The sequence below is a fragment of the Acinetobacter sp. ANC 4218 genome (assembly GCF_002135245.1).
In the GTDB taxonomy this organism is placed as follows: domain Bacteria; phylum Pseudomonadota; class Gammaproteobacteria; order Pseudomonadales; family Moraxellaceae; genus Acinetobacter.
The window spans coordinates 1-22,777 of record NZ_NEGD01000018.1; the positions used below are offsets into that span (position 1 = coordinate 1).

The 22,777-nt window shown below is 43.3% G+C and carries 26 protein-coding genes and 4 pseudogenes; 16 read left to right on the top strand and 14 right to left on the bottom strand.

What is annotated here, in order from left to right; genetic code table 11:
- A partial coding sequence (locus B9T38_RS17145; protein ID WP_143222745.1) for a helix-turn-helix domain-containing protein occupies window positions 1-66 on the bottom strand: 66 nt, incomplete at its 3' end.
- Window positions 67-773: 707 nt separating this feature from the next.
- Between B9T38_RS17145 and B9T38_RS14865 the strand changes: the two genes are divergently transcribed.
- The 3 genes from B9T38_RS14865 to B9T38_RS14875 are packed head-to-tail and all read left to right on the top strand — an operon-like array spanning window position 774 to window position 2,520.
- Window positions 774-1,346, top strand: coding sequence for a nuclear transport factor 2-like protein (locus B9T38_RS14865; RefSeq protein WP_171263254.1), 573 nt, complete (start codon window positions 774-776; stop codon window positions 1,344-1,346).
- Window positions 1,322-1,822, top strand: a complete 501-nt coding sequence (locus B9T38_RS14870) for a chalcone isomerase family protein (protein ID WP_086197542.1) — start codon at window positions 1,322-1,324, stop codon at window positions 1,820-1,822. Before B9T38_RS14865 ends, B9T38_RS14870 begins: the two co-directional genes overlap by 25 nt.
- 11 nt (window positions 1,823-1,833) lie before the next feature.
- Window positions 1,834-2,520, top strand: a complete 687-nt coding sequence (locus tag B9T38_RS14875) for a response regulator transcription factor (protein ID WP_086197543.1) — start codon at window positions 1,834-1,836, stop codon at window positions 2,518-2,520.
- A gap of 5 nt (window positions 2,521-2,525) precedes the next feature.
- On the opposite strand, the gene B9T38_RS14880 is transcribed toward B9T38_RS14875, so the two are convergent.
- The 8 genes from B9T38_RS14880 to B9T38_RS14915 all read right to left on the bottom strand — a co-directional run bounded on the left by B9T38_RS14880 (window position 2,526) and on the right by B9T38_RS14915 (window position 10,706).
- Window positions 2,526-3,860 (bottom strand): sensor histidine kinase, encoded by a 1,335-nt coding sequence (locus B9T38_RS14880; protein ID WP_086197544.1) that lies wholly within the window; start codon window positions 3,858-3,860, stop codon window positions 2,526-2,528.
- 39 nt (window positions 3,861-3,899) lie between these two features.
- A complete protein-coding gene (locus tag B9T38_RS14885; RefSeq protein WP_086197545.1) occupies window positions 3,900-4,949 on the bottom strand; it encodes an SAM-dependent methyltransferase in 1,050 nt (349 codons plus the stop codon).
- A gap of 8 nt (window positions 4,950-4,957) precedes the next feature.
- Entirely contained in the window at window positions 4,958-5,737 is a 780-nt protein-coding gene (locus tag B9T38_RS14890) for a DUF1295 domain-containing protein (RefSeq protein ID WP_086197546.1), read from the bottom strand.
- Between the two features lie 25 nt (window positions 5,738-5,762).
- A complete protein-coding gene (locus B9T38_RS14895; protein ID WP_086197547.1) occupies window positions 5,763-6,959 on the bottom strand; it encodes an SAM-dependent methyltransferase in 1,197 nt (398 codons plus the stop codon).
- Window positions 6,956-7,750, bottom strand: a complete 795-nt coding sequence (locus B9T38_RS14900) for a DUF1365 domain-containing protein (protein WP_086197548.1) — start codon at window positions 7,748-7,750, stop codon at window positions 6,956-6,958. The genes B9T38_RS14895 and B9T38_RS14900 overlap by 4 nt, the downstream gene beginning before the upstream one ends.
- Window positions 7,750-9,042, bottom strand: a complete 1,293-nt coding sequence (locus B9T38_RS14905; protein ID WP_086197549.1) for an NAD(P)/FAD-dependent oxidoreductase — start codon at window positions 9,040-9,042, stop codon at window positions 7,750-7,752. The genes B9T38_RS14900 and B9T38_RS14905 overlap by 1 nt, the downstream gene beginning before the upstream one ends.
- On the bottom strand, window positions 9,039-10,025 hold the full coding sequence (locus B9T38_RS14910; protein WP_086197550.1) for an acyl-CoA desaturase: 987 nt from the start codon (window positions 10,023-10,025) through the stop codon (window positions 9,039-9,041). Before B9T38_RS14910 ends, B9T38_RS14905 begins: the two co-directional genes overlap by 4 nt.
- Before the next feature lie 138 nt (window positions 10,026-10,163).
- A complete protein-coding gene (locus tag B9T38_RS14915) occupies window positions 10,164-10,706 on the bottom strand; it encodes a lipocalin family protein (RefSeq protein ID WP_086197551.1) in 543 nt (180 codons plus the stop codon).
- A gap of 287 nt (window positions 10,707-10,993) precedes the next feature.
- Here B9T38_RS14915 and B9T38_RS14920 point away from each other — a divergent pair.
- Window positions 10,994-12,152 (top strand): annotated as a pseudogene (locus B9T38_RS14920) (IS3 family transposase).
- Window positions 12,153-12,213: 61 nt separating this feature from the next.
- On the opposite strand, the pseudogene B9T38_RS17150 reads toward B9T38_RS14920, so the two are convergent.
- Both B9T38_RS17150 and B9T38_RS14925 read right to left on the bottom strand, forming a co-directional pair.
- A pseudogene (locus B9T38_RS17150) lies at window positions 12,214-12,285 on the bottom strand (GNAT family N-acetyltransferase); the annotation flags it as partial.
- The gene (locus tag B9T38_RS14925) at window positions 12,275-12,541 is read right to left on the bottom strand and encodes a type II toxin-antitoxin system TacA family antitoxin (protein ID WP_086176103.1); all 267 of its coding nucleotides are present in this window, start codon (window positions 12,539-12,541) and stop codon (window positions 12,275-12,277) included. The pseudogene B9T38_RS17150 and the gene B9T38_RS14925, both read right to left, overlap by 11 nt.
- A 297-nt stretch (window positions 12,542-12,838) precedes the next feature.
- Between B9T38_RS14925 and B9T38_RS14930 the strand changes: the two genes are divergently transcribed.
- The 4 genes from B9T38_RS14930 to B9T38_RS14945 all read left to right on the top strand — a co-directional run bounded on the left by B9T38_RS14930 (window position 12,839) and on the right by B9T38_RS14945 (window position 14,969).
- Window positions 12,839-13,708 (top strand): IS982 family transposase, encoded by an 870-nt coding sequence (locus tag B9T38_RS14930; protein ID WP_086197552.1) that lies wholly within the window; start codon window positions 12,839-12,841, stop codon window positions 13,706-13,708.
- A gap of 454 nt (window positions 13,709-14,162) precedes the next feature.
- Window positions 14,163-14,378, top strand: coding sequence for a cold-shock protein (locus B9T38_RS14935; protein ID WP_019837890.1), 216 nt, complete (start codon window positions 14,163-14,165; stop codon window positions 14,376-14,378).
- A 101-nt stretch (window positions 14,379-14,479) separates the two neighbouring features.
- Window positions 14,480-14,707: a hypothetical protein gene (locus B9T38_RS14940; RefSeq protein WP_004761266.1), complete on the top strand. Its 228-nt coding sequence runs from the start codon at window positions 14,480-14,482 to the stop codon at window positions 14,705-14,707.
- A gap of 64 nt (window positions 14,708-14,771) precedes the next feature.
- Window positions 14,772-14,969 carry a hypothetical protein gene (locus B9T38_RS14945; protein ID WP_019837892.1) on the top strand — a complete coding sequence of 66 codons (198 nt, stop codon included), beginning with the start codon at window positions 14,772-14,774 and terminating at the stop codon, window positions 14,967-14,969.
- A gap of 19 nt (window positions 14,970-14,988) precedes the next feature.
- On the opposite strand, the gene B9T38_RS14950 is transcribed toward B9T38_RS14945, so the two are convergent.
- Entirely contained in the window at window positions 14,989-15,099 is a 111-nt protein-coding gene (locus B9T38_RS14950; protein WP_086197553.1) for a helix-turn-helix domain-containing protein, read from the bottom strand.
- Window positions 15,100-15,286: 187 nt separating this feature from the next.
- Window positions 15,287-16,060, bottom strand: a complete 774-nt coding sequence (gene nudC / locus B9T38_RS14955; RefSeq protein ID WP_086197554.1) for an NAD(+) diphosphatase — start codon at window positions 16,058-16,060, stop codon at window positions 15,287-15,289.
- A 178-nt stretch (window positions 16,061-16,238) separates the two neighbouring features.
- On the opposite strand from nudC, the pseudogene B9T38_RS14960 reads away from it, so the two are divergent.
- The 4 genes and pseudogenes from B9T38_RS14960 to B9T38_RS14980 all read left to right on the top strand — a co-directional run.
- A pseudogene (locus B9T38_RS14960) lies at window positions 16,239-16,538 on the top strand (ArnT family glycosyltransferase); the annotation flags it as partial.
- A gap of 512 nt (window positions 16,539-17,050) precedes the next feature.
- Entirely contained in the window at window positions 17,051-18,292 is a 1,242-nt protein-coding gene (gene ltrA, locus B9T38_RS14970) for a group II intron reverse transcriptase/maturase (RefSeq protein WP_086197556.1), read from the top strand.
- A gap of 89 nt (window positions 18,293-18,381) precedes the next feature.
- Window positions 18,382-18,753: a hypothetical protein gene (locus tag B9T38_RS14975; protein WP_086197557.1), complete on the top strand. Its 372-nt coding sequence runs from the start codon at window positions 18,382-18,384 to the stop codon at window positions 18,751-18,753.
- A gap of 100 nt (window positions 18,754-18,853) precedes the next feature.
- On the top strand, window positions 18,854-19,393 hold the full coding sequence (locus tag B9T38_RS14980) for a hypothetical protein (RefSeq protein WP_143222743.1): 540 nt from the start codon (window positions 18,854-18,856) through the stop codon (window positions 19,391-19,393).
- A 100-nt stretch (window positions 19,394-19,493) separates the two neighbouring features.
- On the opposite strand, the gene gcvA is transcribed toward B9T38_RS14980, so the two are convergent.
- A complete protein-coding gene (gene gcvA / locus B9T38_RS14985; protein WP_086197559.1) occupies window positions 19,494-20,405 on the bottom strand; it encodes a transcriptional regulator GcvA in 912 nt (303 codons plus the stop codon).
- A gap of 225 nt (window positions 20,406-20,630) precedes the next feature.
- On the opposite strand from gcvA, the gene B9T38_RS14990 reads away from it, so the two are divergent.
- The 4 genes and pseudogenes from B9T38_RS14990 to B9T38_RS16655 form a co-directional block, all read left to right on the top strand.
- Window positions 20,631-21,314: a cupin domain-containing protein gene (locus tag B9T38_RS14990; protein ID WP_086197560.1), complete on the top strand. Its 684-nt coding sequence runs from the start codon at window positions 20,631-20,633 to the stop codon at window positions 21,312-21,314.
- Window positions 21,311-21,640 carry an FAD-dependent oxidoreductase gene (locus B9T38_RS17060; RefSeq protein WP_251992255.1) on the top strand — a complete coding sequence of 110 codons (330 nt, stop codon included), beginning with the start codon at window positions 21,311-21,313 and terminating at the stop codon, window positions 21,638-21,640. The genes B9T38_RS14990 and B9T38_RS17060 overlap by 4 nt, the downstream gene beginning before the upstream one ends.
- Window positions 21,641-21,647: 7 nt before the next feature.
- The gene (locus tag B9T38_RS14995; RefSeq protein WP_251992256.1) at window positions 21,648-22,394 is read left to right on the top strand and encodes an FAD-dependent oxidoreductase; all 747 of its coding nucleotides are present in this window, start codon (window positions 21,648-21,650) and stop codon (window positions 22,392-22,394) included.
- Between the two features lie 213 nt (window positions 22,395-22,607).
- Window positions 22,608-22,747 (top strand): annotated as a pseudogene (locus tag B9T38_RS16655) (MFS transporter); the annotation flags it as partial.
- Window positions 22,748-22,777: the final 30 nt, after the last annotated feature.

Here is a 22,777-nt window from a genome sequence, read left to right on the forward strand (position 1 = left end):
GTTAAGCAATATTTCCTGTTCTTTATTAGGTAGAAGCCTAAATTTATAGTGTTGTGAAATATTCATTAAATCATTGTTTACAAAAGAATTAATATGGGTGAATTATAGCAAAATAAAGCACTGTAATAAAGGCGATATTTGATTTTTTATGGCTATCGCCACTCGCTTATATCCCCCACCTGACTGTCGGTGGGGGTCTTACGCTCGATGAAGATAAATGACTCTCTTTCGCGGAAAATTGTGGCTCGGCAGGTGTTTTTAAAACGAGATATTGAAATACTTTTTGCGCCCAAGTGATATGTAGCCGAATGCCCTCATCGATCTCGATCAGTGCTGCATTTTGAGAGTTTTTAGTGTGATGTAATTGATCCATAGAAAAGAGTATCTCAAATAAGCGTATTGAATAGGTTGAACAACAGGTCATTTACAGCATTTAAAACTTCATCTCGGCAAGCATCCAGATAAACTATTGATCTAACTTTTATTTTACTTGATTTGTGGTCTTTTATTAAGTTGAATTTAAGATAAGAGCGATGTGAAAAAGTATAAATCCGAGCTGAATAAATGGACTTAGCCCGCCCATAGCAGGACATACAGTGCCATTTTGGGCTCTCTTTCATCATGCGGTATGATGAATGATTTTTAAGCCCGTCTTTCTTAAAAGAAAAGGTTAGAATCGCCCGATCCTAACACTAGGGACAGCTTTGCTCTTCACATTCTGTTCACGACTCTTTATCTAGAGTAAATACATGAATTTAAGACGGGCAGTGATAATGAAACATGTTAAGAAAATAATGGCAGCGGCCTTGTCCTTACCTCTACTAGCCTTGGCTGGATGTCAAAGTATTCCCAGTTATTCGAATGATTATGCAAAATCCAGAAGCGCTGTTCAGGGGGTAGCCCTGGATGAGGCCAAAGCGCTGGATATTGGCACCCGCTTTACCTCAGCATTTAATACTTTGGGCACACCGGCTTTTGTAGAACGAGCTGGCTCGCTGTATGCTGATCCGCTGTTTATTAACGATACCTTGTCGCAGTTTTCATCCCGGCAAAATCTAGTCCAGCATTTTCAGGGCATGAACAAACGGGTCAGTAAGGTCAGTGTCAAGCTGTTAAATACTTCTTATCATCAGGACTCTGCCTATGTGCACTGGCATATGGCCTATGATTTTAAAATGTTCGGCACGACCCGCAGTATGGACTCTTTTGGCATCAGTGAAATCAAGATCAACCGGGACAACAAGATTATTTTCCAGCAGGATTTCTGGGACCCTGCCAATGGCCTGTACCGTTCCCTACCTTATGTCGGAGGAGCCTATTCATGGCTACTGCCTTTCAAAAAATAGCCATCAGCACGGCGTTACTGATGGGATGTAGTTTCAGTCCATGGGTGCAGGCGCAAAGCTTGAATCAATGTGGCAATGGCCCGCTGATGGTGGGCCAAAAACAGGTCGGTATGGCCAGTTATTTTGCCCAAAACTGTAGCCAGTCCTGGAAAGAGCAGACGATCCAGATGGACTTTTCCTATACCCAGAATATTCCCGAATGGGCATTTAAGCGTGCAGCCATACATCTGCTCAAGCGTAATGTCAAAGACCCCAACATCCAGGCTATTTTCAATCCGATCAGCGATTTGTATCGTCCGGTCAGATCAGGTGATCTGTACCGCTTGAAATACAGCCATGCCACGCAAACCCTGAGTTTATCCCTCAACCGGAAAAATTTAGGGCAGCTGCAGCATCCGCTGGCCCAGCAATATTTTAATATATGGCTTGGTCCACAGCCATTTAGTGCTAAATTAAAACAGCAATTATTAAATTAGTATCCGTGACTATGTCCAAACATTTTATCCTCATGGTCGAAGATCATTACGAACTGGCCTCTACCTTATGCGAGTTTCTGGAAGAACATGGTTTTGTGGTAGATCATGCCCGCAATTTGAATGCTGCGCGTCAGTTACTCAAGCAGCAGCGCTATCATATCTTGCTTCTAGACATTAACCTGCCGGATGGTTCCGGTTATGAACTGTGTGAATGGCTGCGTCATGAAGAAGGTCTGGACTTGCCAGTGCTGATGCTCACTGCTCGTGATACCTTAGATGATAAGCTCAAAGGCTTCAATTCCGGCACGGATGATTACCTGGTCAAGCCGTTTGACTTTAACGAGTTGGTGGTGCGGGTCAAAGCCCTGATCAAGCGTTCGCTGGGAGAAGTCTCTAGTAGCCGTCTGCAAATTCACGATCTGATCCTGGATCCGGCCAGACAGCAACTGACCCGGGCTGGTCAGACCATTGAACTGCCTCCAATTCAGTTTAAACTGCTTAAACTGCTGATGCGCCATTCACCTAAAGTGCTGACCAAACAGGAAATCATGATGGAACTCTGGGGCGATGAAGAACCGGAAAGTGATGCTTTACGCAGTCATATTTATAATCTGCGTAAGATGGTCGACAAGCCTTTTGAGCAGAAGCTGATTCATACTATATCTGGTGTCGGTTTAAAAATCGCTTTAGACGCTTAAGCTTTTCAAGCGGAAACCTCGTTTAAATACACCACCACAATCAGTCCGGTAGTCATCGCCAGATCAACATCCTGATGGGTGCTAAGATAATACTGCCGGTCAAACAGCTCCACCCGCCAGCCCAACTGCTTGCACAGCTTCTGTACCAGTTGCAGGCCAATGCCATGTCCTTTGATTTCCAGTTGCAGCTGCTGTCCAGACAGCTCCTGGACTTTGGCATTATTCGGCAAAGGAATCCCGACCCCATTATCGGCAATCAGTACTTTATTTTTTTGCAGAATCACATCAATTTCTGTGCCTTGCGAATAGTTCAGCGCATTACGCAGAATATTGCCAAACACCATTTTGGTCATCGATGGATAAAGTTTACGCGGCTGCTCATCGAGGTCTTTTTGCAGGTCAATCTGCATGCCTTTGTTATGGCTAACGCTGTCCAGATCCTGCACCAGATTGTCCAGTAACTGGGACAGCATGCTCGGTTCTGCACTTAAAGTATTGGTGGTATTGCGGGCGATAGCCAGCAAAGTATCGACCAGCAGTTGCATGTCTTCAATGGTATTGTGCAGGCGGGTAAAGGACTTGTTGTCGCCATAGCGTGCCTGACACAGCTGCACATTGCCCTTTAAAATGGTCAGTGGCGTGCGCAGCTCATGGCTGACATCACCGGTAAACTCGCGTTCACGCTGAATAAACTCGCTTAACACCTGATGATATTTTTCTAATGCCTGCTTGAGATATTCCGCTTCCAGATTGGAGTCGGTACGGATGTCCTGAAACGGCGAAGCCTGATTTTTCTGGTGTTCCCAGTCAATATGCTCCAGCGCATTGGCCAGGCGGGTAATCGGGGAAAAATAGCGCCGCGCACGGCGATTCCACCACCACAGCACGCTATACAGCACAAACAGGCTGACCATCAGCGGTGCCAGGCCAAACAGCCAGACCAGCTTGTTGACGTTGCTTTCACCAAACACCAGCAGCACATGCTGTCCGTCTTTTTCACCATAAACGGTCATGCGCTCTTTGCCATCGACAAAATGCCGGTTCACCCCTTGCTCAAGCTGCATGTGGCGAAATTGGACCGGCGGCACATCGTTCCAGCGGTAACCATACAGGTTTTTGGTGTCGGGCAGTTCAGCAGCTGGATTACGTTCCAGCCGCTGCCAGTAGTGTGACATTTCCTGTTCCAGCGCAGTTCTGAGCAAGGAACCCTTGATTACCCAGGCACTACAGGCAATCCCGATCACCACAGACAGGGCAATGAATCCGATTTGCAGCCAGTAGTAGCGGTTAAACACCTCACCCAAAGGATGATCGCGTTTGTCCCTAAACAGCCTTAACATTGGTCTATTCCCCGCTGGCCCATCCGATTCATCGTTCAATTATATGACTTTTTTCTTAAACAGAAAGTGGCCGATCACCCATTCACGTCCATGGTCATAACCAAACAGTTCGGCACAGGCCATAAAGAAAATTCGCCAGCGCTGCCACCAGATTGCAGCATCTGCACCATAGGTCTGTTCAAACAGGGGCTGTAGCTCGACCTGCTTTTGGTCCATATTCTCCAGCCAGGCATTTGCGGTGCGTTCATATTGGGTGCCTGCCCATTGCCAGTGCTGTTCCAGCTGCAAATGCTGCTGGAAATGCAGGAAGGTTGAGGCTGCAGGCATCAGACCGCCACTAAAGAAATATTTTGACATCCAGTCAAATTCATTTTTCACTTCAAACGGATAATGCAGGAAACGGTGACAGAAAATATGGCACCACAGCAAGCCATCTGCTTTCAGCCAGGTGCTAATATTTTCAAACAGTTTTTGGTAATTACGTACATGTTCAAACATTTCCACCGAAACCACACGGTCGAAAGAAGCGGCTTCCAGTTGCAGTACATTGACGTCGCAGGTAATCACGGTCAGGTTATCCAGTTTTTTCAGATTGGCCTGTTCTTGAATGTACTGGCGCTGGGTCGAGGAGTTCGACACCACAGTAATGCGAGCCTTGGGATAATGTTCCGCCATGTACAAACTGAAAGAACCCCAGCCACAGCCTATTTCCAGAATATCCTGTCCATCCTGCAACTGTGCACGCTGGCAATAGCTGGCCAGTGCCGCTTCTTCCGCCTGATCCAGTGTGGTATGTGCGTGTTCAAACAGGCTGGCGCTGTATTTCAGACGTTTGCCCAGTACTGCCTGGAAAAATGCGGTGGGCAGTTCATAGTGCTGCTCATTGGCTTTGTCGGTCTCGATGGCAATCTCGCTGTTTTTTAGCATATGCAGCACATCCATATAGCGCTGTGCCGCCAGTGCCGGGTCGAAGCGTCCTTCCTGTGCCAGGCGTTTTTTGCTTAAAGTACGAATGCCGGTCCGAATCACCGGATCGGGCAGTTTGCCACTTTCGATCAGTTTTAAAGATTGTTGAATCATAAAGTCCATGTATTTACCTACTCTTTGGGTGGCCACGGAATAAACATTGAAGTTCGTCGTTGATAGTCTTTATAGTTGTCGCCGCGATGTGTCAGCGCCTGTTGTTCACTAAAGGGAATACCGGTGATGTAGTACAGAAACAGCCACATCAACAGTGGATACAGCCATAATTCATAAACACCTGCCGCCAGACCGAGGATTGGATAGGCAAACCAGTGCAGCCATTCAAAGAAATAGTTTGGATGGCGTGAATATCTCCATAAGCCTTGGTCCAGGGTTTTGCCTTGGTTTTGTGGATTCAGTTTGAAACGGTAGAGTTGCTGGTCGGCCGTGCTTTCCCCCATCAGGGCCAGCAGCATGATCATGCCTGCCACAAATACCGTAGCCTGTGTCCAGTCATTCCACTGCTGGATTGGAATGCTCAGTAGCTCAAGCATCGGATAGGAAAACAGCACCACCAGACCGGCCTGAAACATAAAAAAGGCCAGAAAACCGAGATGCTGATAATCGCCCATGGCCCGGCGCATATTGGCATAACGGGTATCTTCTGCAGTTTCATTGGCATAACGGCGCAGTAGATGCCAGGTCAGGCGTAAAAACCAGATGCCGCTAAACACGCCCAGAAAAACCCGAACCAGCAGCGGTGCAGTTTCCATGACCCAGGCCGAGATAATGACGTTGAGTGCAATACCAAAGCTCCAGGCCACATCGACCAGTCCGGCACGCTGGTTATAGATCACCAGCAGCCAGCTACAGAACATGATAAAGACATTCAGCACCAGTAAATTCAGCAGCATGTCAGCCCTCCTGTTTTATCTCGGCTTAATAAGCACTGGCTTCGAACAGCAGATGCACATCACTGATCACGCCTTCGCGGAAGCCACCTTCGCAATAACACAGATAAAAATCCCACATGCGGATAAAGCGCTCATCAAAGCCGAGTTGCAGCACCTGATCACGCTGCTCCAGAAAACGCTGACGCCAGCAGTTTAGGGTTTGGGCATAGCTCTGACCGATATCTTCCAGATGCTTGAGACGCAGTTTTTGTTCGGAAGCGGCTTGGGTCATGACACTAATACAGGGAATAAAACTGCCCGGGAAAATATAGCGCTTGATATAGTCCACGGTATTCAGGGCTTTGGCATAGCGTGCATCTTCAATGGTAATGGCCTGAATCAGGGCCAAACCGTTCGGTTTTAGCAATTCACGGCATTTACGGAAATAGGTCGGCAAATACTGCTCACCTACTGCCTCGATCATTTCAATCGACACCAGCTTGTCGTATTTGCCTTCCAGTAGACGGTAATCTTTCAGCTGGACAGTGACGCGATGTGATAGTCCGGCTGCAGCGACCCGGGCCACGGCTTCATCATACTGTGCCTTGGAAATGGTGATGGTGGTGACTTTACAGCCATACTGCTGCGCGGCATAAATGGCAAAACCGCCCCAGCCACTGCCAATTTCGACTAAATGATCCATCGGTTTCAGCTTGAGTTTCTGGCAGATCAGCTCTTTTTTATAATCCGAAGCCTGTTCCAGACTCATACCCGGCTCTTTAAATACCGCACTGGAATACATCATGCTGCTATCCAGGAACAGCTTGAAAAAGTCATTGCTCAGGTCGTAATGCTCGGCAATATTTTTGCGGCTGCCATCAATCGAATTCTTGCGCGATTTGTACCAAGCCTTTAACAGCAACTGGCTGGCCTTGGCCACTGCATTCTGATTCATCCGGTCCAGTACATCGCGGTTACGTGCCAAAATGCGGATCACATCCACCAGATCTTCACTGCTCCAGTAACCGCGGATAAAACCTTCTGCCGCACCAAGCACACCATTACGGAACAACAGTTCCATCAGACGGGTATCATGCACCTGAATCACGGCCTGCAGATCACTGTTTTCGCCGACTGTCCCGTTCCAGACGCCTTTAAAAATCAGCTGACCATGCCGCAATTTCAGCAAATGACGCAATATCACTGGCAGTGTGCTTTGCTCTCCCATTAACAGTGTTTTCATCGCAATGTGTTTCCTTTTTCTTTTTTAGGATGTCGGTAAAACGGAATTTTCTTTTTCCATAAACGGAAGGCATGCAGATAAATTCCGCTGACCATCCTGAAGGGTTCAAGAACTTTCAACACAGCATAGCGATACTGCTGTGAAGGAACCGTGATGGCCTGCAGAGAAAATTTCAGGGTGGCATCAAATTGCAGCACTCCCTGCTGAAACAGCTGCATATGAATCACGTTCTGCTGATCAGAGAAGCTGAAGCGCCAGCGGTAATCCAGTATCATCGGCATGAACGGTGATACATGAAAGGCCTTTTTAAAATCAAACTGGTGACTCTGGTACGGCGCATATTCAGTTGCATTGTGCCGGCAGTCATGGATATAGACCTGACGTTCATTCCACGGTGTATTGGTAATTTCACTCAGTACAAAGAGCAATTGGTCGGTGGCATCAAAGACCAGATAAAACACCACAGAATTAAAGCGAAAGCCGAGTGTGCGTGGCAAGGCCAGAACCCGGATAGACGCGGCATGCGGTAATAGGTAGTTTTCCCGCTTGATCAGCAGGCGTGCGACCTTCTGCCGAATCGAACCACATTCCATGGTCAGAAAATCCCGCTCATCCAGGGTCAGGAAATTCCAGTGTCTGGAAGACCAGAGCCAGGATTTTTGGGTAAAGCTTGAGAGTTGATCCGGATCAAACCAGAGATAGGTCAGTTGGCTCTCAAAAGCATGGGCTTTGGGCAGGTAACGGCGATGCCGGATTTCGGCAGCGGCGATCGCCAGTGGATACATCTGCATCATACGCTCCTAGCTGCCTGCTCGGTCTGCTGCAATAGCTGATCGACTACCCATGAAGCGCTACGTGCCCCATCCTCATGAAAGCCCCAGCCCCAGTAAGCGCCACAGTATGAGGTACGGTTGTGAGCATTGACCTCGGCCCAGCGTTGTTGTGCTTCAATCGCCGGGGCATCAAACACCGGATGACGATAATGCCGTTCTACCCAGACTTTTTTAGGATCCAAGGCAAAATTAGGATTCAGGGTGGCAAAGACCTGGGTTTTGCATTGCAGGTTTTGCAGCTGGTTCATCCAGTAACTGAAACCATAGTGCATACCACTGTGCTGGAATGGAGTCTGTTCGGTGGCCTGACTCGGGGTCACATGCACATGCCAGCTGGCCCATTGGCGTCTGGATTTTGGCATGATGCGGGTATCAGAATGCACCACCATGCGGTTATCCTGATAGCGGAACTTGCTCAGTACGTCCAACTCCTGCGCGGACGGGTCTTTCAGTAACTTCAGGCTGTCGTCAGCATGGCTGGCAAATACAACCCAGTCAAAACGTTCGCTGCCCTGTGTCGTTTCAACCAGCACATCATTGGCACTACGGGATACATGGAGAACACCCGTTTTGCGGAAGGTAATATTGGCCTGGGACTGAATCGCACGAACGTAGCGAGCCGATCCACCCTTGACCGTAAGCCATAACGGTCGGTCTTTCAGTTGTAACATGCGATGATGCTGGAAAAAGCTCACCACAAATTTATAGGGAATCTGTCCGGCCTGTTCCACCGGACAGGACCACAGCGCCCCACACATCGGATAAAGATGTTCCTGACGGAAGGCTTGGGAATAGCCATGCTGATTCAGATACTCATCAATACTGAGCTGTGCATCGACTTGTTCCACATCCAGATCTTTATTGGCGGCATAGAAACGGAACAGATCCGACAACATCGCGCGAAAATCTGCATTCAGAAAATTTTGTGGGCGGAAAAGCAGGGAGAATTTTTTTGAAGGATTGTACTGTAAGCCGCTGACCTGATTATTCACGGAAAAACCCATGTCACTGCTTTGCGATTGAATCCCGAGTTCTTTTAGCATCGCGCAAAACAGCGGATAGTTATGCTCGTTAAACACAATAAAGCCACTGTCCACTGCAATCTGTTCGCCGTCTATATTCAGTTGATGAGTATCGGTATGGCCGCCAAAGTAATTATTCTTTTCAAACAGCGTGACCTCATGCACTTTGCTGAGTTTCCAGGCGGCATACAAACCGGAAATACCTGAACCAATAATCGCAATTTTCATGGTGATTCCTTTGATTGAATCGTGTGAGTGCCTGCCGAAGCGGCTTTTTTCTGTTTTCGAGCTTGGCTAATTTTACTGGCTTCATAGACCCGTGCTGGAATTGGCTTGAGTCCCCAGACCAGCCCGAACCAGGACATGAGTTTCAATAGGTAATAGGTCACATCAATTTGCCACCAGTAAAAACCTTGCCGGGTACTGCCAGCATAATAATGATGGTTGTTATGCCAGCCTTCGCCCAAGGTAATAATGGACAGAAATAAATTGTTGCGGCTGTGATCTTCAGTGTCAAAATCCCGGCTGCCATAATGATGCGCCAGTGAATTGATACACAAGGTGGCATGGATCAGTAACACGGTAGAGATGACAAAGCCCCAGACCAGCAATTGCAGGCCGGACGTATCGAGTTGCGGCCAGGTGATGGCCAGCCATTCCCCTAGTGCATAAATTCCGCCTGCGGTCAGCAGCACCACAATTAAACTGAAACGGTCCAGCCAGATCAGTTCCGGATATTTCAGCCAGTCCTTAATGACTTCTTTACGCGTGGCAAAATTATATTCATTTAAAAACCAGCCGACGTGGCTGTACCAAAAACCATGCGTCGAGGAATGCGGATCTTGCAAGGTATCGGTATAGCGGTGGTGATAACGGTGATGCGCCGCCCACCATAGCGGACCACGCTGTGCACTCATGGTGCCAATCAGCACAAACAGGAACTGCACCGGACGCGAGGTCTGAAAAGTTTTGTGTGACAGATAGCGATGGAAAAAAGCGGTGATGGAAAACATGCGGATCAGGTAGAACAGCAGCATAAATCCCAGCGCAAACCAAGACACTCCCACCCAGAACACGGCGAGACAGGCCAGATGTAACAGAATAAAGGGCAAAATCCTCAGCCACTGAATCTTGCTGTTTTCAGCCGTCAGTGTTTCGGGCGTTGTGGGTGTAGACCAGCTGTCTATCCATCGCATCAGACTTTTCAACATGGACTCATCCTACTTTCAAGCGATTGTCTTTATTCTATTTGATGAGTGTAATCAGTCAGATATGAATTTTATGTGAAGTAAATAAAAAAAAGCCGAACTGTGTAGAGAGAGTGGTCAGTTCGGCAAAAGGGTAACAGATTAATGCGGCAATTTGATCAGTTTTGTCACGTCATAACCATAATGTTTTGCAGTTTCCAGATAGGATTGATAAGTGGCTTCATCCAGTTGCGGTTCACGCGATAAAATCCACAGGTATTTGTTACTTGGCCCACCTACCAGTGCCACTTTATATTCTGGGTCTACTCGTAATACCCAGTAATGACCTTTGCTAAATGGTATCCATCTTAAACCTTGAGGCAAAAAGCTGACCTTTAGTTTGCTGTTGCCCTGATTTTGCGCATAAGCAATACCTTCAGAGCTGATCATCTCACCATTGGCAATCCGGCAACTATTCAAAACACGCATGGTTTGATCGGTATTGACGCTATATTGTGCCGAGATATTCGAGACACATTTGCGCTGGAAATACATCGGTAAATGTGCAATTTCATACCACTTGCCTGCATACTGCTCAATATCTACCTGATCGACTGCCTGAGGTGAAACAGTTTCTGCTCGAGTCGTTGTACTTAAGCTGATGATGGCCAGTGCTGTCGCTGCAAAAACAGATTTGAATAGCATCTTCGTTTTTAGCCTTGTTGTATCTTAGGCTTAAGATAACCTAGGTGGGTGTGAACAAAGCGTGAAGACAAAATGGTGAAATTCAGGATTTGTGATTGAATAATTTAAGCTGGATGAATCTTATTGTCCGTACAATAATTCTATCAAATGGAGCGTAAAACTCTAAGCGTTTGCTGAGCCCCAATTTTTTATCTGCTCAACATCACGATAGAGAGGTGGATCAGGAAATTTGAACAACACCTATAAGTGATATTTTGCTCCCCAAATGATGTTATAAACATCAATATATGGAGTATTTTATGGCACGTAGACCAAGAAGAAATCATTCAAATGATTTTAAAGCTAAGGTAGCACTTGCTGCGATTAAAGCAGAAAAAACACTTGCTGAATTGAGTGCTGAATTTGATGTTCATCAAAACCAAATTATCGACTGGAAAAATCAACTGATTTCAGCTTCCTCGCAAGCTTTCGATCAATCAAAAGCTCCAACAGAACCACCCATCGATCTAAAAAAACTACATGCAAAAATCGGTGAGCAGGCATTAGAAATTGATTTTTTAGAAGGTGTGTTGAAGAAACTGGGCCGCTTCAACCACAAAAGTTAATCGATGACTCACTTCAGATTTCAGTATCTAAGCAAGCTCAGCTGCTGAAAGTCTCCCGTGGTTGTTATTACTATCGCCCAAAACCTGTGAGTGCATCAGATCTGAAGCTGATGCGGTGTATGGATGAGTTACATATGCAATACCCTTTTGCAGGTAGCCGGATGATGCGTGATTTGTTGAATCGTCAAGGACATCATATAGGACGACGTCATACACGTATTTTAATGAAGAAAATGGGCATTAATGCGTTATATTGCAAACCAAATTTAAGCCAGGCTAATCAAGCTCACCGCAAATATCCATATCTGCTCAAAGGATTGGCTATTCAGCGCAGTAATCAAGTGTGGTCTACGGATATAACGTATATCCCTATGGCAAAAGGCTTTGTTTATTTATGTGCTGTGATTGATTGGCATAGCCGCAAGGTACTTGCGCATAGAGTATCGATTAGTATGGAGGTTACATTTTGCATAGAAACATTAAATGAAGCTATTGAAAAATATGGTCGACCTGAAATATTTAATACAGACCAAGGCAGTCAGTTTACCAGTGATGCATTTATTGATGTATTGAAATCAAATGGCATTCAAATCAGTATGGACGGTAAACTTGCGCAGTATACTGCTCATAGGTCGATAATGTGATGGTTGAACGATTATGGCGGAGCGTTAAATATGAAGAGGTGTATCTCAAAGCCTACAGCAATGTTTTGGATGCGAAGAAGCAATTAAACGCATATTTTGAATTTTATAATTTGAAACGACCTCATTCGAGTCTGGACAAAATGACTCCAGATGAGTTTTACTATGACCAGCTACCACAACAAAATAAGGTAGCTTAACTAGAGCAGAGTATCACTTATAAATAAGCTTTTAGTTGTTCAAACATGTGGGACCACCTCTCTTATTTAAATCATCTTGCCCACAATTAAATGATTTTTTTTGATGATGGGCTTGTAAAACCTCAATTTTCATCCAATAAACTCATTAAATTTTTCATCTCATCATTTGCAGGACGTGGGTTTTCAAGCATGTTCATTAACATATCACGATCAGCATTATTCACTTTTAACTCATGATTAGATTTAAGTAATTCTTTTGCTCGTTCAAATGAGGATTGGATCATAAAGGAACTCACACTGAGACCCAATAAATTCGCAGCTTGTTCAATCACATTTTTTGCATCTACTGTTGACCGAACATTGATTCTTTCTGTTGCTAAGTTAGCCATATTTTTCACCAATAAGTACATCGGTTTGATGTACAAATTATAGCAGATTAAGGTAGTGCTTCAAGATTCAAATTTACATATTTTGTTTTGAAATATTTGAATGGAAAATCAGTGGGCTACTATGAACCAAAAATGAAAAATGAGTAGAATTTAGTCCTACCCTTGGTTCGGGGGATTTTTTCTGACATCTCGTAATTATTAATATAACCCGAATCGCGGATAAGAAATTGACTTGCAAAATAAAGGAACTAGAACCATCAGTTGAGTTACCACACCAAACTTAAAGCTCTAGTCCTGATGTTCAATAGTACCGAATTATTCTGCGTAATCGACGATTTCTTTCTTAAATTTGAAGCAACTTATTGGAAATTTCTCAAACAAAGTCGTCACTCTGTAAGAATTCGACCAGCCCAATTGAGTCTCTCAGAAATCAATTTTATCGCCATTTGGTATAAGTGTTCTCATATCAACAATTTCAAAGCATTCTTTTCATGGTTGAAACAGGATAAAAATCATTTATTTAAAAATTTACCCTGCTACCAACGGATGATTCACCTCATCAATATGCATCAATTGGCGCTACATGCGTTACATGTCGCCTTAATGAAAGGTCAACGCAGCCAATATTTATGGGTTGATTCAACCACTTTACCTATCTGTAAAAATCAACGGATTCAACGCCATAAATCATTAGCCAAAATTGCATCACGTGGTAAAAGCTCGATGGGCTGGTTTTATGGCTGTAAATTACATATCGCGATGAATCAATTGGGTGAAATAGCATGTTCTGCATTATCTAATGGACATGTGGCTGACATAAAAATGGTTGAGCATTTAGTTGAAGGCTTAGAAGCAAGGCTTTATGCGGATCGTGGCTATATCAGCCAAGAATTAAAAAGCAGATTAAAAAGTCAAGGTATTGATTTGATTACCTATCATCGAAAGAATATGCAGTCTGTTCAACTCTGTGCATCAGATGAACACCACCTGAAACAACGCAATAAAATAGAAACGTTATTCAGCTTATTGAAAGGTCAATACAATTTAGTGACGAGTAAAGCACGTAGTATTCATGGATTTCTAAGTGGGATTTACGCATCGTTATGTGCATATCAATTAACCCAACGAAATAAGCTAAAAATTCAGATTATGGAACCCTTGGCTTAAACAGGATTCAGGTTAATATAGAGTCAAATTTGAAGGCTGATATAAGCTTAAGCTTTGTGCATATGTAAAAAAATCATCATTCCTGAAATTAAAAACATCAATATTATTATTACAGAACTATATAATCGCATTCATTTACTGGTCAAATTTATCGGCCAATTAGATTAACTTTGTTTGGTTATAATTACAATAAAATATATAAATCAGTCAGATAACTAGATTTTTAATAAGATAATTAAATATACATATAAAAAAACTTGATTATTCTTGTTTTTAGGGTATAGTTAACTCAACTAGAAAAAAGTCTTGTTTCATTAAATCTCTCTTAAGTATCGTCGTTTTATTCATAATTCTTCGTTTTTTTCAGATTTTAAGTTTCATTATTTATTATTTTCAAAGTTATATTCAGTCACTAAAATGACTAAAAATTATTAAAAAATCAGTAGGATTTATTATGTCAAACTCAAATGTTGTTAAAGGTACTGTTAAGTGGTTCAATGAAACTAAAGGTTTTGGTTTTATTCAACCAGAATCAGGTCCAGATGTTTTTGCGCACTTCAGTGAAATTGCCAACTCAGGTTTTAAAACCTTATTTGAAGGCCAACAGGTTGAATTTAGTATTGCTCAAGGTCAAAAAGGCCCGAATGCAGTCAATATTGTTGCCATATAAGCACTAATACGAGTTGAAAAAGCACTACTCAGTGCTTTTTTAATTTTAAAGAAAAAGTTGTTCTTCCATATTGGAAAAAAATCATAAAAATAGGATACAAATTGTTAAAAGTTAATGAATTAATTGCAAAATCTAAAAATGGTACTGAAATTATCGTTTCTTTAATTCCTTTAAATAAAATGCAGAATACACGTCAAGGTTTTAAAGAAATTGAAGTGGGTAAAAGAGTTCTGCTGGAATCGGGAATTGAGGTAGATTTAAATTTAGATGGTCGTACATTTTATACATCTTTAAATCAATTATTTAAGCTAAATCAAAAAGTTATTTAAAAAATAATATATTGCTTAATTAATTGAATAGCCGCTCTGCCATAATCTTATTAAAGGTAAACTAATGTTTAAACAAAATCTAAATGTAAAAGACCAATTCGGTATCAAATATTCTATTCAGGCCACGGTTGAGCGCCATTTTAGTGCTAGTCAGTCTTGTTCCCATGTCAAATATATTACTGTGGATGGTGAAGATATTCGCCCCAGCTTTGAAATGTTTTTCCAAAGTACTTCTAGCGGAAAAATTTTTAAGATTATTTAAGTCAATGAACTAGTCGCAGCTAAAGCAACGAGTTTCCATATGTGGCTAATCTCGCGCAACCCATCCACTGGCTCAGAATTAAGTTCTGTTTCTGAGTTAGATATGCTTCAAACTTAACGCCTGAAATCATCAGTAAATTTACTATTTAGATACTTGAATCCAATACTATTTTAGCCAAAAAACAAAGCCAAAAATCTAAATAATATCTATATATTAACATTTTATATATTTTATGATTGATATAATAATTTTAAATTTCTAGTGGCTTAACTCGCCCTTAAAAGAGCGAGAATGCGCCACTAAATTTGTTCAAAATTTCAAAGCCATTCTTTGCTGTCATCTGCAACTGGCGTTCCATGCATCACATGCTGAATCATGGCATAGGCGATACTGCCCTTGAACGGAATCTCGGGGAACTGATCAAATTTGAAAAATTGCGCATCGCTGAGTTCATTTTCTTGAATCTGAATTTCCCCTGCGTGATATTCTGCCTTGAAGGCCATCATCAGATTGCTAGGAAACGGCCACGGCTGACTGGCTAGATATTGAATATTTTTGATTTGCAGCCCCACTTCTTCCAGCGTTTCACGGCGTACGGCCTCTTCCAAGGTTTCTCCAACTTCAACAAAGCCTGCAATCAGGCTGTACATCTGGGTTTTGTTGCGGGCATTTTTTGCCAGCAGAATTTCATCTGTACCTCGGGTAATGATGGTAATGACACATGGATTCACCCGTGGATATTGGTTATAGCCACAGGATGGACAGACCATGGCATACTGGGTGGCATGCTGCTCGGTGGCGTGACCACATTTACTGCAAAAGCGGTGATTACGGCGCCATTCCAGTAACTGTACCGCACGGCTGGCCTGTTCAAACTGTGGTCTGCTCCAGACTTGCACCAATTGTCTGATCGGCACCAGCTGATAACCTTCCGGCACCGGTTCATCTTCTTTCAGATCACGGGCAATGATCTCGCCATTTTCCGATAGGTTCAGGTCGTGCTGCAGTCTTTCTACCTGCGGCAACTGAAAATGGTCATCTACCAGTAATTGCTGCTGTCTAAAAATATACGCTTTTGAATGCATGCTCATACGATCCCCTGATTAAAAAAAATCCCATACAGAGGGGTGTATGGGACAAAACTAAGGAAGCTTACATGGAGTAACTTCTACCCAGATACTAGGCGCAAGCTGCCTGAATTACAACCATAATAATTTGTATCTTTTTGATTAAAATCACATAATTTTCACACCACCTATGAATTAAGGAATCATTGTTATTATTCTGGTCACCAGCCTACTGTTTTTTGGTAGCAGTCAGTACGTCAACCATGACTTGCTGGTTGCCTGCTGGATGACAATTGCCGTGTTCTGTTTTGCTGACTATACCCTTTCCGGCAAAAAGTACATTCTGTTTATTGGTTATGTTGCCTGTGCCCTAGGCTTTTTAACCAAAGGTTTAATTGGTGTGCTCATTCCAGGTATGGTGATTTTGCCTTGGGTACTATTTACCAAGCAATGGAAAAAAATCCCATCCCTGTTACATCCAATTGGTTTACTGATTTTCGTGTGCCGCAGCAAGCGGCGTAAGAGATGAGGGTATGGCCCCTCGCTATCGGCTTGCAGGAGCAGGTAGCAAACCACCATAAGCGGCTTGGATCAAAAGTCCCGGTCGTGAGCGTTATGGAAAAGGCATCGTAGAGATGTCAGGTAAGAATTAGGAAGGCGAACAACAGTGAACTGCCGTTCAAGTGTCGAAAGTACTCAAATGACATCAAAACCGGGGATGGAAGTTACCCCGCGATTAGTTTGGCCGTTACCTGCTTACGGGCCATTCGGTGTCCGGCGTAGAGGCAGCGCGATCCTAATTCAGGCTCTTACGTTGAACTGCGGGAACCTTCGGTGGCGATGTCAAGCGAAAGGCACAAGCTCAAAAGGCAAGGCTGATAATAGCAATGCGTCACCAAGGGGCGGAGCAACTCGTAGTAGTGTTGAAGTTACTGTAATGGTAATGGAGCGAAGGGGTTGCATTATCCAGGTCTACGGATTTGTCAACTGTGCAAGCAGGAGGAGCAAAACTTTATGACCAAACCATTTAACATTCCTAAAGCGTTAATCTGGGAGGCATTTAAAAAAGTCAAAGAGAATGGTGGCGCTCCAGGCGTTGATCATGAATCTATGGAGCAATTCGAAAAGCATTTAAAGAACAACCTATACAAACTATGGAATCGACTTTGTTCTGGCAGTTATTTTCCACCGCCAGTTAAGGCTGTTCCGATTCCAAAGAAGTCAGGTGGCGTGCGTATACTAGGTATTCCAACAGTTGCAGATCGAGTCGCGCAAACAGCAGTTAAGCTCTTATTAGAGCCGAAAATTGATCCATTATTTCATCCAAACTCATATGGATATCGTCCGGGGCGTTCTGCCCATGATGCAATTGCGATAGTGAGGAGACGAAGTTGGGATTATGACTGGGTTGTGGAATTTGATATCAAAGGTCTCTTTGATAACATCGACCATGATTTACTCATGCGTGCACTCAAGAAACACTGTGAAATTCCATGGATTCTTTTATATGTGCAACGTTGGTTAAAAGCACCAATGCAACACATAAATGGCCATCTTTTAGAAAGGAATCGCGGCACACCACAAGGTGGTGTTGTGAGTCCTTTATTGGCGAATTTATTTATGCATTATGCTTTTGATATGTGGATTACGAAACATCTTCAAAGTGTACGGTTCTGCCGTTATGCAGATGATGGCGTAATTCATTGTCGGAGTTTATCTCAAGCCAAACTTGTTTTACAAAAGATCGATGCACGATTTCGTGAATGTGGTCTCGAATTGCATCCAGACAAGACAAAGATTGTTTATTGCCAAGATATTAATCGTCGTAAAGCATATCCCGATGTTCAATTTACTTTTCTCGGGTACACGTTTAGGCCCCGTAAGGCTGTGGACAAGTATAAAAGAGTTTATGTAAATTTCTCTCCTGCAGTCAGTCGTGATGCACTTAAAGCAATGCGACAGACTATTCGGAAATGGCATCTACATCTGATGTGTAATCGCGAATTAAGTGATTTATCTGCAATATTCAATCCAATTCTTCAAGGTTGGCAGCAATACTATGGTCGATTCCATGGTTCAGCAATGTCAGCGATCTGGCAACACATGAATGCTTATCTTATACGCTGGATGAGGCGTAAGTATAAAAACTTGGCCCGTCATAAAAGACGGGCTAGATATGCCTTAGGGCGACTTGCGCGTGATTTTCCAAATGCCTTTGTGCACTGGAAAATGGGATGTTTACCATCGGTTGGATAATGGGAGCCGGATGAGCTGAGAGGTTCATGTCCGGTTCTGCGAGGGGCTAAGGGTGAAATTCCCTTGGTCTACTCACCCTGACGATTGCCATGCCATGGATTTATCTGGTTCATCTCAAGTATCCGGCATTCCTGCAATACTTCTTTATTGACCAGCAATTTAGCCGCTTCAGTTCCGATCAGTTTAACAACCAGCAACCATGGCCATTTTATCTGCTTTGCTTGATGTTCAGCTTTTTGCCTTGGTTATTTGTTTCACAGTTCAAATTTTCTAAACAAGCTTTAACCCAGCAACTTGGTCAGCCAATTTTTATCTTGGTGGTATGGTGGTTTATCTCTGTCACGGTATTTTTCTCTATTCCACCATCAAAACTGGTAGGTTACATTTTGCCAGCAACTGCTCCTTTAGCGATCTTAATTGCCACTATGGTTGATGGTGTACTAGAAAATCTAGTGTGCTAATAAATTTCAGATATGGTCACCTACATTTTTTGTCCTAATTATTGGTATTGCTTTTGCAACATTACCGGTATGGGCACAGGATAAATCGTTCCTGAATAATGTGAATATGGAACAACTGTACTGGCTTGGCGGCTCGGTTATCATTTCCATTATTTTATTCATGCTTGCTTATCAAAAGCAGCTTATTTCTCATTTCAAACTGGTGTTGGCTGCAGTTATCGTGCTATGTATGAGCATCAGTTTTGGTGTGAAAATTCTGGATCAAAAAAACAACGCCACCCAAGTTTCATTGCAGAAATATATAACGCCTGATGCGACCATCGTATTTTACAACTATTATTTTTACGATGCGCCATTCTTGATGAATTTACAAAAACCTGTATGTCTGGTGGATGACTGGGAACATGTTGGTCTCGACAGCTCTGCATTTCAAATTAAAGATGGTCTTCTATTTGAACCTGAACGTAAACAGTATCTCTGGTCTGAAAACAATCTTGCTCAGAAAGTACAATCAGGACAACCTGTCGTGATCTTGGCTCGTACCAACTCTTATAAAAATAGCAATCCTCATGCTCAAGTATTGCACTACCGTAACTATGATGTGTATTTCTTGAACTATCCTCAACAGGTACAAAAATAATATTGGGCTATTACTAGTATCCTAGACAAATTTTATCTGAGCTACCTTATGTCTAGGATACTGGGAGCAGTCCAATTTGCAATAGTGCAAGTAGTTTGATTCATAGTGCTTCACCCATCAACCATATTTTAAATGCTACCAGTTTTGGCATATTCTGACATTCTTCTCGATACACTATATGATAGGCCAATGCGGAAGAGCATTTCATTTCTGGATATAAACGCAGTAAACGTCCTGTTTTTAAATCATCTGCTGCCATGACACTTCTAGCCAAAGCAATTCCATGTCCATCTATAGCTGCTTGTAATACCGCAGCCGAATTATTGATTTTTAACCCTCGCTGGGCCTGTTGATTACTAATCTGATTGTACTGTAACCATGTATTCCAAGTGGTAAACCCTGAATGGGAATCCATGGTTAAATCATGGATTAACGGTAGATTTAATAAATTCTTAGCGTATTGTAACTGTTGCTGATATTTTTGATAAAAGGCTGGTGAGCAGACTGGAAAAACCTCTTCATCCATTAATTTCTCTGCAACTAATCCTGGCCAGTTCCCCTGCCCATATCGCACTGCAATATCAATTCCATGACGACCAAAATCCACAGGCTTTAAATTGGTATCCAGTCGAATATCAATATCAGGATAGGCTTGTTGAAAGGTATCAATTCTTGGTAGTAACCATTTCGCTGCAAAGGCTGGACTAATCGCAACGGTTAACACTCCTGTCGAGGTTTGAGCCTGTAATTTTTTCATTCCAAGTGTCAGCCTATCAAACCCAGCATGAATATCAGGCAAGGCCATCAAGGCTGCTTCAGTTGCCATTAAGCGGGCCTTCCCCCCTGTGCTTCGCTGAAACAGGGTTATACCCAAACAACCTTCCAGACTTTTAACCAGTTGCCCAACTGCTGCAGGGGTAACATTCAGCTCGGCAGCAGCAGCTGAAAAACTGTGATGCCTGGCACTGGCTTCAAAAGCCCTTAATGCATTGAGATATACAGGTGTTTTCATTTTAAAGATTTTCTATCAATTATTAAAAGATTATCTCGTTTGTTTATATAAGACATGAATCATAAAATCAATCCATACAAGCGAGATACAGCATGCACATGTCAGGGCAAAAATTCAACTTGATAAAGGATCTTATCATCATGAATAGATTTTCTTTGAAAGTAGCGATTGTTACTGGCGGTGGTGCAGGTATTGGTAAAGAAATTGCAATGGATGAGACAAAGCATGTTGATTAATGCTGATTTTTCCCAAATGGCTGTGGTTAAACCCAACGATTATCAATGGGTCAAAACACCTCGTGGTGAAGTTGAACGGGTCATGCTGGATCGAGTGGGGAATGAAACCGCCCGTGCCACCAGTCTGGTTCGTTATGCACCGCAAACCATGTTTCCAGAGCATGAGCATCCTTTAGGTGAAGAAATTTTAGTGCTTTCAGGAACATTCACTGAAAATGGCCATCAGCATTATCCATCAGGCTGGTATTTACGTAATCCAGACGGTTCAAAACACACCCCATCTAGTGAAAATGGCACGCTCATTTTTGTCAAACTTATGCAAATGAGCAAAGATCATACCGAGACGATACGTATCAATACTCAAGCGTCTGAAAACTGGAAAACAATCGGTCAACGTCTGATTTGTCCCTTATATGTATCCCATAATGAACATACCTATCTCGAAAAACTTAAACCACATCAAAACTTTGATGAACACAGCTTGAAGGGTATAGAGCTTCTGGTTATACAGGGTGAATTGATCATGAACGGGGAAACTTTTCCTGTAGGTTCATGGGTTCGTTTACCAATTCAAAGCAGTCATCACTTTTATGCGAGTGCAGCAGGTGCAACGCTGTATGTAAAAACAGGCCACCTTTCCTCTGCGCAAAATTTTGTGGAGCAGCAGTCATGATCCAGACTAAGATTGTGATTATTGGTGCAGGGTTAAGTGGTCTATATGCTGCTTATTTACTGGAACAAGCCAAAATCACAGACTATATTGTACTGGAAGCAAGAGATCGTTTAGGCGGTCGTGTGTATTCAGAGCAGGGATTTGATTTAGGGGCAACATGGATCTGGCCTGAACTCAACCCTGAACTCATGCAACTGGTTCAACAACTCAAACTTCCCTTTTATGAACAGTTTGATACAGGTAGGTTCGTCTTTGAAAAAAAAACGGGGAATAGCACCGGTACAGTTATCGAGTCCATGGGAATCAACGCAATCGATTCGCCTTGAGGGAGGAATGAGCAGCCTGATTCATGGTTTAGCCCAACAGATTCCTGCACAAAAAATTCTGACTCAACAACAGGTCACACATATTACCCAACAGGAACATGAACGTATTCATTTAACCAGCCAAGACCAAGTCGGCAGCGAAACGCGTGTTGAAGCGAATTACGTTCTGATTGCCCTAGCACCTCGCCTCACTGCTCAACAGATTTTATTCTCTCCAGCCTTGCCTTCATCTCTATTGAGCCAGTGGAACAAGACCGCTACATGGATGGCACCTCATGCCAAGTATGTAGCAGTTTATCCTGAAGCATTTTGGAGAAAACAGGGCTTGTCTGGTCAAGCCAGTAGCCATGTAGGTCCTATGGGTGAAATCCACGATGCATCTACATCTAACGGTTATGCTGCATTATTTGGTTTCTTGGGTATTCCTGCAAATGTCCGCCAGAAAGTCAGTGAACATGAGCTTATGGCACATTGTCGGGCACAACTGATTCGCCTGTTTGGTTTAGAGGCGGCAACACCCGAAGATGAATATATCAAAGACTGGTCAACAGACATTTTCACCGCTACCGAAGAAGACTGGAAAAACCCTGCTAGCTCTCATGGAATGGCACCTGAAAATACCCCGAATGACCATATTGGGACAAACCGTATTATTGGGATTGCCAGCGAATGGTCACGACACTATTCAGGCTATTTGGCAGGGGCAATTGATGCTGCTCAGGTGGGTATTCAGCGTATTCAACAACACGTATGAAATACGATAGCTCATTTTGCACAAGATCTAAAAAGTCATATAGGTTAGCCGGTTTGGCAACTTGGAAATGGTTGAATGAAACATTCCCACTGAAACAGGCACAGCAAACTTATTCAAGAATGAAATCTGGTCAAGTCCAGTTTTGGGTTGTACCGACTGTATACCAAAACTCTCATTCGTTGCTTATTCACCAAAAATTTAGGTTTCGCTCTTATGCTGCAAAATACCATGCACCGTCAGGTTTTATCCTGGCTAGCTCACAATCTTTATTCCAGACCGTTTCAGTGATGGTGATGACGATTGGTGGTTTGGCAGGTGCCAATACCCCGACACTTGCCACACTGCCGATGGCACTGTTGCAAATAGCCGCTAATGGTAAGCTA

Excerpts from the sequence above, each read along its gene's own strand:
- B9T38_RS14865 (WP_171263254.1), top strand. The coding sequence starts at position 774 with ATGAAACATGTTAAGAAAATAATGGCAGCGGCCTTGTCCTTACCTCTA.
- B9T38_RS14870 (WP_086197542.1), top strand. The coding sequence starts at position 1,322 with ATGGCTACTGCCTTTCAAAAAATAGCCATCAGCACGGCGTTACTGATG.
- B9T38_RS14875 (WP_086197543.1), top strand. The coding sequence starts at position 1,834 with ATGTCCAAACATTTTATCCTCATGGTCGAAGATCATTACGAACTGGCC.
- B9T38_RS14880 (WP_086197544.1), bottom strand. The coding sequence starts at position 3,860 with ATGTTAAGGCTGTTTAGGGACAAACGCGATCATCCTTTGGGTGAGGTG.
- B9T38_RS14885 (WP_086197545.1), bottom strand. The coding sequence starts at position 4,949 with ATGGACTTTATGATTCAACAATCTTTAAAACTGATCGAAAGTGGCAAA.
- B9T38_RS14890 (WP_086197546.1), bottom strand. The coding sequence starts at position 5,737 with ATGCTGCTGAATTTACTGGTGCTGAATGTCTTTATCATGTTCTGTAGC.
- B9T38_RS14895 (WP_086197547.1), bottom strand. The coding sequence starts at position 6,959 with ATGAAAACACTGTTAATGGGAGAGCAAAGCACACTGCCAGTGATATTG.
- B9T38_RS14900 (WP_086197548.1), bottom strand. The coding sequence starts at position 7,750 with ATGCAGATGTATCCACTGGCGATCGCCGCTGCCGAAATCCGGCATCGC.
- B9T38_RS14905 (WP_086197549.1), bottom strand. The coding sequence starts at position 9,042 with ATGAAAATTGCGATTATTGGTTCAGGTATTTCCGGTTTGTATGCCGCC.
- B9T38_RS14910 (WP_086197550.1), bottom strand. The coding sequence starts at position 10,025 with ATGTTGAAAAGTCTGATGCGATGGATAGACAGCTGGTCTACACCCACA.
- B9T38_RS14915 (WP_086197551.1), bottom strand. The coding sequence starts at position 10,706 with ATGCTATTCAAATCTGTTTTTGCAGCGACAGCACTGGCCATCATCAGC.
- B9T38_RS14925 (WP_086176103.1), bottom strand. The coding sequence starts at position 12,541 with ATGGCTAACTTAGCAACAGAAAGAATCAATGTTCGGTCAACAGTAGAT.
- B9T38_RS14930 (WP_086197552.1), top strand. The coding sequence starts at position 12,839 with ATGTTCAATAGTACCGAATTATTCTGCGTAATCGACGATTTCTTTCTT.
- B9T38_RS14935 (WP_019837890.1), top strand. The coding sequence starts at position 14,163 with ATGTCAAACTCAAATGTTGTTAAAGGTACTGTTAAGTGGTTCAATGAA.
- B9T38_RS14945 (WP_019837892.1), top strand. The coding sequence starts at position 14,772 with ATGTTTAAACAAAATCTAAATGTAAAAGACCAATTCGGTATCAAATAT.
- B9T38_RS14950 (WP_086197553.1), bottom strand. The coding sequence starts at position 15,099 with ATGATTTCAGGCGTTAAGTTTGAAGCATATCTAACTCAGAAACAGAAC.
- nudC (WP_086197554.1), bottom strand. The coding sequence starts at position 16,060 with ATGAGCATGCATTCAAAAGCGTATATTTTTAGACAGCAGCAATTACTG.
- ltrA (WP_086197556.1), top strand. The coding sequence starts at position 17,051 with ATGACCAAACCATTTAACATTCCTAAAGCGTTAATCTGGGAGGCATTT.
- B9T38_RS14975 (WP_086197557.1), top strand. The coding sequence starts at position 18,382 with ATGCCATGGATTTATCTGGTTCATCTCAAGTATCCGGCATTCCTGCAA.
- gcvA (WP_086197559.1), bottom strand. The coding sequence starts at position 20,405 with ATGAAAACACCTGTATATCTCAATGCATTAAGGGCTTTTGAAGCCAGT.
- B9T38_RS14990 (WP_086197560.1), top strand. The coding sequence starts at position 20,631 with ATGTTGATTAATGCTGATTTTTCCCAAATGGCTGTGGTTAAACCCAAC.
- B9T38_RS17060 (WP_251992255.1), top strand. The coding sequence starts at position 21,311 with ATGATCCAGACTAAGATTGTGATTATTGGTGCAGGGTTAAGTGGTCTA.
- B9T38_RS14995 (WP_251992256.1), top strand. The coding sequence starts at position 21,648 with ATGAGCAGCCTGATTCATGGTTTAGCCCAACAGATTCCTGCACAAAAA.